We start from the raw sequence: 5,866 nt of genomic DNA on the forward strand, positions 1-5,866 counted from the left end.
CTCCTGAAACACGGCACCGGAAGACGGGATATTAGTTCACGTGAAGAACGACTTGCCCTCACTGCGCACCTCTCGGCTGTGTCTCGACCCACCGCAAAAGGAGGATGCTGCACAGATTCTTGAGATCGCCGGGGACCCGAGCACCGTGGTGCATAACCCTTCAGATCTCCTGTCTGGTTTGCCTGAGGCCGAGCAGCTCGTCGGTCGTTGGATCGGGCATTGGGGGCGTAAAGGGTACGGCTATTGGTGTGTGCGGGAAAGGGGCCATGCACGGGTCGTGGGATATTGCGGCGTCAAAAGTATGTCTGCTCAGGGGCACAGCGTGCTGAATCTCATCTGCCGTCTTCGCCCTGAGGTGTGGGGGCGCGGGTATGGGACCGAGGCGACCGGAGCCGTTCTCGACTGGGTTCAGCAACGTCATCCCGATGAAACGGTTCTCGCCCGGATTCGCCCAAAGAACAGCGCCTCTCGCAACGTCGCGCTCAAAGCGGGCCTCGAACGCGATCCAGTGCTCGACGAGCATGGCGAAGACGGACTCGACTTGAGCTTCAGCAACCGGCGAAATGCGGAAGGGCAGTCGGGCGAGGCGTGATCTCTGCCGCAGCCCACCGTTAGCGGAGTCTTATTCATGCTGACGACGGAGCTTCGAATCGTTTCATGGAGGTCGGCCATGAGCTTCCAGAACTCTTGCGAAAGGTTTCTCTCGACTAGCAACGGGGCTGGTACGGGATCGTGGCGCAGAGCGAAGGTTATGATCGGGCCTAGATCTGTTCTTGGAGCGGCCCCAATCGGAGTGTGCGCAAGGTGGTGTCGGCGATGTGGCGATGGCCGACAGCGTTGGGATGAGTATTATCGTCCATCCACGCGGTCGGGGCTTCTGCACCGAAGTGCTGACGCCAGTGCTGTTCATGGTCGACGAGGATGGCCCCCTCATCGTTAGCAATGGTGCGGATTACCTCGGCATATGCAGGGAGCCACTCGTGTCTGGCGGGCGGTGCGTGGCGCAAGACAAGGACGGGGGTGTGCAGGACGACAGTGGAATGGATCTTGGTTCCCCGCCGCACGATCTCGGTGAGCCGACGCCGGAATTTGTTGAGCCCAGACTCGCCGTCAAGGGCATCGTTCGTTCCGAGCGAGACGCTGAGTACCTGCGGTGCGAAGCGGCCGATGAGGTACTCGAAATCAGTGTTGATCTCTTGGGCGGTCCAAGCGGAGACACCGGAGTTGATTACGATGTCCTGCGTGCGGCCGAGTTCCCATCGCACACGCTCGCTGACCAGCTCAACCCAAGAGCGAAACCCATGCGTGTGGTAGGCACCCTGGGTGATGCTGTCTCCGGTGAACACCCAGGTGGCGCGGGAGGCGAGGTCGAAGTCGAATTCATTCATGCTGAGGTCCCCTGAGATGCAGAATCACTGGCGCGTGCAGCCGGTTCTTCCGTCTCGTGCCTGACCCAGATATTGGGTTCGACGTAGGTCGCAATGCCGTGCTCAGCGTCGCAGTGAACTGGGGCCAGTGCTCGCGGTACGTGGACCGGCCCGGTGGTATCGAACGGCAGGGCCGTCCAGGACCGCCATTCGGTGAGTGTGCCGACGACAACCATCGATCTCTGCGCAATAGCTTCGATGGTTCCGCCCGCGCGCACGTGCACACGTAGCCAAGGGTCAAGTGGCAAGGCATCCTCGCGGGTACGCAGAGCGTACGTTTCCATAGCCTCGCGTGGATCCTTCCTGCCGGTTGGCCGCACCGGAACGAGGAGCTGAGAGAAACCTAAGCGCCGGGCATTGGCACGCATCGCAGCCAGGACCTGCGAAGAGATACCTCTGCCCTGTGCATCAGACCGTACGGAGATCTCCAACGCAGAAACGGCGTTTGGTGTTGCTCCCGTGAGTACACACTGCACTCCGCGACGAATCACTCCGTCCCAGCCGTCTGCCGGAAGCTCTGCGTTAGATAGCTGGAACGGGATGGAGTGTGCCTTCGCGACAATCTGACCCTGGTCGTCCAGCGCGAGCAGGGTGTACTCACCGAGCTGGATGAGAACTTGTGGGTTGTAGTACAAGCCACCGACAGGGTCTTGGCGGATGAACTCCGGCCAAGAATTCTCCATATTCAGGAGGTCATCAAGCAGCTCTGGTCGATTCTTGAGTGTGCTAAATGTCAGTTCCATGCGCCCATCCCTCTCGGGTGCAGCGAAACAACATCCGGACCGTTACCCACATGGACTATGTGGCTGGGTCCGTCGTCGGTTGGCACGGCGAGGTGCTGTAGTGAAGCCATGCCCACCAAGATGCCACACCCCTTCCTTTTTGACAACCAAGGTGTCATAATTCGGGGGTGACTGATAATGATCAAAAAGCTTTGGATCTTTCGGAAGTGATGAAGGTTGTTGGGCTGCTCTATCGACGTGCCACCCGCAGCCTCGAGCGAGACGGTACTCAGCTGACCGCCGGCACGAGGGCCGTGCTTGAGTTTCTCACGCAGACAGCACCCCAGCCCGTGCCGAGGATAGCCGAAACCCTCCAATTGAGTCGTCAGTTCGTGCAACGCAGTGTGGATGCCGGAATTGAGGCGGGTGTGCTCGAACTTGTAGACAATCCGACGCATCAACGCTCCAAGCTTGTGCACGCCACCAGTGCAGGACGAGAGCTCATGGCTTGGACTATCGAACGCGAGCAGCAACTGCTCCTCGCAGGCGCACGGAGCCTCACCGCTGACGAGACAGCTACCTGTTTGCGCGTGCTGCGAACCGTTTACACCCAAACCACCTGGAATCAGGCACCATGAGATCCGCATCGGTTCCTGCCGTGAAGCTGGCGGGCGTCACCAAACGCTTCGGAGACAAGGTCGCGGTCGACGCAGTGGACCTGGAGGTGCCTGCGGGATCATTCACTGGCCTGGTTGGGCCGAATGGTGCGGGCAAATCGACCACCCTCGCAATGATCGCCACACTCCTCGCCCCAGATTCCGGGAGAATCTTTGTCGCAGGGCACGACCCTGTGCACCAGCGAGAAGAAGTGCTCAGTGCCCTCGGGATTATGCTCGAAGGGTTCTCTCTGCCAGAACGTCTGACGGGCAGCGAACTGCTCGAATACACGGCGCGACTTCGCGGCCTCGGTGAGCAGTGGCGGGAGCGATCCGCCGACCTACTGGAAGTGTTGGAGTTGGATCACGCAACTTCGACGCTGATCGTTGACTATTCAACGGGTATGCGCAAAAAGATTGGTCTCGCGGTGGCCCTGCTCCATCGCCCGCAGGTGCTCGTGCTCGACGAACCATTCGAGGCGATCGACCCCGTTTCTGCGCGCGCAATCGAAGACCTGCTTTCTCAGTACGTGGCGGGAGGTGGGACGATCCTGCTCTCAAGCCACATCATGGACGTGGTGGAACGCAATTGCGACCGAGTCGCTGTGATCAACGGTGGTCTGATCGTGGCTGAGGGAACGCTGGAGTGTGTGACGGGAGGGCGCACCCTCAACGACACGTTCCTCGGCCTGGTCGGCCAAGCCCCTCACCGCAAAATCAAGTGGCTCGAATGAGTTTGCGTCGAGATCTTGCAGCCCTGAGGTGGCGCGTCATCCGGAATGGGCCGAATGATGAGCGCGGTTTTAGTCTCGTGGCGGGACTTGTTGCAGCCGCGGGAGTGCTGACTGTTGCGGTTCTCGCTCGTGACGGTGTCGTGGATCGCAGTTGGCTCACAGTGGCACTCACCGTGTTTGGTATGACTTGGTTCGTGGGGCCGATTCTTGTGCCAGCGGCATCGCTGATTCTTGATCCGCAGTGGTTTCGAACACTTCCGCGGCGACCGAGGAGAATAGCCGCAGCAATGGCCGCGAGCGAAGCGATGGGTGTTGGTTCGGTAATCACTGTAGCCGCGTTGACGAGCCTGCTCGTGGTCGCAGCACCTCACGGTGCCATCGCAGCCTCAGTGGGACTCGTCGGAATCATTGCACAACTGTTTTTCCTTCTCTGGCTTGGTCGGTGTGTTCGCGCGATCATAGATCTCCTGCTGCGATCAAGGATCGGGGAATGGCCTGCCGCCTTCCAAATGTCGGCCCTGCTCGCGGTTGCCTTCGCCGGCTGGGTACCGATTATGGCTCATGTACTACCCGAACTCGGGGCAGGCGAAACGACGATTGTCGTCCCGTCAATGAACATCGCCGTCCCGCAAACGATAGAGAGTGCGCTGCTGTTCCTTCCTACCGGGTGGGGCCTGGCCGCTGTGTTCGCTGCTTCGGCCGGTGGTGGAGTACCTGGCGTCGTGCTTCCACTCTTTGGTCTCGTGATCGGCGGAACACTGCTGCGCGCAGCCTGGATCTCGCTTACCGCGCGCGCACTCCGTGAGCCTCCTGCGCGAGACCAGAGCCATCTGAGGGTCAGGGGAGTTCCGGTTCCCAGAGTGATCAGACGGCACACTGCGGTCTCGGCGGTGACCGTGCGCGAACTCAAAACGTGGGTCCGAGACCCGCACCGGAAGCTCGGGCTCGGACACGCATGGATGACGCCGCTCATGATGATATTTTTGGTAGCGCCAACGAACTGGTCCTGGGCGCTCCCGTTCATTGGTGTGATGGCGGCAGTGCTTGGAGCAATGGTCGCGGTGAATACGTACTCGCTTGATGGCACGGCACTGTGGCAGCTCATCACGACACCTGGGGCGCTCAGCGCCGATGTGCGCGGCCGTCAACTGGCCTGGCTGATACTGATCGGCGGGCCACTCATCGCGGGAACGGTGGTGCTCTGCATCATCAGTCACTCACCCTTCTGGGCAGTGGCGCTCGGGATGACGCTTACGGCCACGGGCACGGCATGCGCAGCCGCGCCGCTCATGAGCGTGGTCATGCCCTCTCCCGGCCGCGACGCGAGAGAACGTGTCTCCTCAGTCCAGAGCGCAGGAAACTCTGCTGGAGCGGAGTGGACCGTTTTCGCCGTCGTCGCGACAGTCACCGCAGGAGCAGCAGCCCTCACGCAGGTTCTTATTCTCCCCGGAATTGCTGGCGTGTTTGGGGTACACGGGACGGGGGACACCGTTGTGGTCGCTCTGACCCATCTCCTGATCGGCGCGCTGTTCGGTCTTGTTGCGCTGGTTCTGCTGAGCGCTGTGCTGAGAGGCCACCTGGAGCGGGCTGCGCCGACACTGCTGTCAGCATTCGTTTCAAAAGATATCACCCGCCTTCGGGCTCCCAAGCCAGCCAACAGGGGGAAACAGCGCCGATGAAACGAGGAAGTAAAATGCTCAGCAGTTCCAACTCGCACACAAATCAACAACAGCAGCCAGCAAACAACGATGCTGCCCAGCCCAACTTGTTTCCGGCGACAGGTGGAACGCGCTGGGGAATCCTTGCTGACGGTGGCTTCAAGATCCTCTTGGGAATTGCGTACGTTATTGCCTGTGTCCCGATTAGTCTCGCGTTAGGTGTTGAGATCATATTGACCGTAGCAACCGGGATGGCTGTGTTGTCAGTTGGGGTGGCTGAGATCGCTTACGCGAATGTTCGAACCTCACGAAGCTATCTGCTGTCGTTAGGAATTTACGACGGCGGGTGGTTACTTGTTTCTGCGGTAGCGGCCGTAAGTTTCTTTTCAGGCGGCCCAAAACTGGGCTCTCTGTGGCTTGGATACCAAGCGATCGCCGCGATTGTACTCACGGCTTTTCTCTTGTCCCGTGTCGGTCAGGTTCACCGCGGAGAGGGCCACTCAAAGGCTTGAGCGGAGCTGCAGCGCATCTTCAAGCATGTATGAGCGTACAAAAATGCGACTCGGGCAGTAAAAGAAACTAAAGTCGTGCCTCACACCGCGGGAATCATGAAATGAAGCGCCCTGAGTTTGTTGGAGACTCCTGACCTTGGAAACGAGGATGGAGTCA

The 5,866-nt window shown here is 59.8% G+C and carries 7 protein-coding genes; 5 read left to right on the forward strand and 2 right to left on the reverse strand.

Annotated elements, in window-relative coordinates:
• The first annotated feature begins 40 nt into the window (after positions 1–40).
• The gene (locus tag ACTICP_RS15535) at positions 41–592 is read left to right on the forward strand and encodes a GNAT family N-acetyltransferase (protein ID WP_441893898.1); all 552 of its coding nucleotides are present in this window, start codon (positions 41–43) and stop codon (positions 590–592) included.
• Between the two features lie 169 nt (positions 593–761).
• Here ACTICP_RS15535 and ACTICP_RS15540 read toward each other — a convergent pair whose 3' ends face one another.
• Both ACTICP_RS15540 and ACTICP_RS15545 read right to left on the reverse strand, forming a co-directional pair.
• On the reverse strand, positions 762–1,388 hold the full coding sequence (locus ACTICP_RS15540; RefSeq protein WP_441893900.1) for an SGNH/GDSL hydrolase family protein: 627 nt from the start codon (positions 1,386–1,388) through the stop codon (positions 762–764).
• The gene (locus ACTICP_RS15545) at positions 1,385–2,170 is read right to left on the reverse strand and encodes an N-acetyltransferase (RefSeq protein ID WP_441893902.1); all 786 of its coding nucleotides are present in this window, start codon (positions 2,168–2,170) and stop codon (positions 1,385–1,387) included. The genes ACTICP_RS15540 and ACTICP_RS15545 overlap by 4 nt, the downstream gene beginning before the upstream one ends.
• Positions 2,171–2,337: 167 nt before the next feature.
• On the opposite strand from ACTICP_RS15545, the gene ACTICP_RS15550 reads away from it, so the two are divergent.
• From ACTICP_RS15550 to ACTICP_RS15565, 4 genes are all read left to right on the forward strand, one after another.
• Positions 2,338–2,787, forward strand: coding sequence for a MarR family winged helix-turn-helix transcriptional regulator (locus ACTICP_RS15550; protein WP_441893904.1), 450 nt, complete (start codon positions 2,338–2,340; stop codon positions 2,785–2,787).
• A 20-nt stretch (positions 2,788–2,807) separates the two neighbouring features.
• Positions 2,808–3,539 carry an ABC transporter ATP-binding protein gene (locus ACTICP_RS15555; RefSeq protein WP_441893906.1) on the forward strand — a complete coding sequence of 244 codons (732 nt, stop codon included), beginning with the start codon at positions 2,808–2,810 and terminating at the stop codon, positions 3,537–3,539.
• A gap of 161 nt (positions 3,540–3,700) precedes the next feature.
• Positions 3,701–5,218: a hypothetical protein gene (locus ACTICP_RS15560; protein ID WP_441893908.1), complete on the forward strand. Its 1,518-nt coding sequence runs from the start codon at positions 3,701–3,703 to the stop codon at positions 5,216–5,218.
• 14 nt (positions 5,219–5,232) lie between these two features.
• Complete coding sequence (locus ACTICP_RS15565; RefSeq protein ID WP_441893910.1) at positions 5,233–5,709, forward strand: hypothetical protein; 477 nt, start codon at positions 5,233–5,235, stop codon at positions 5,707–5,709.
• Positions 5,710–5,866 lie beyond the last annotated feature (157 nt).

This window comes from Microbacterium sp., assembly GCF_052102115.1.
In the GTDB taxonomy this organism is placed as follows: domain Bacteria; phylum Actinomycetota; class Actinomycetes; order Actinomycetales; family Microbacteriaceae; genus Microbacterium.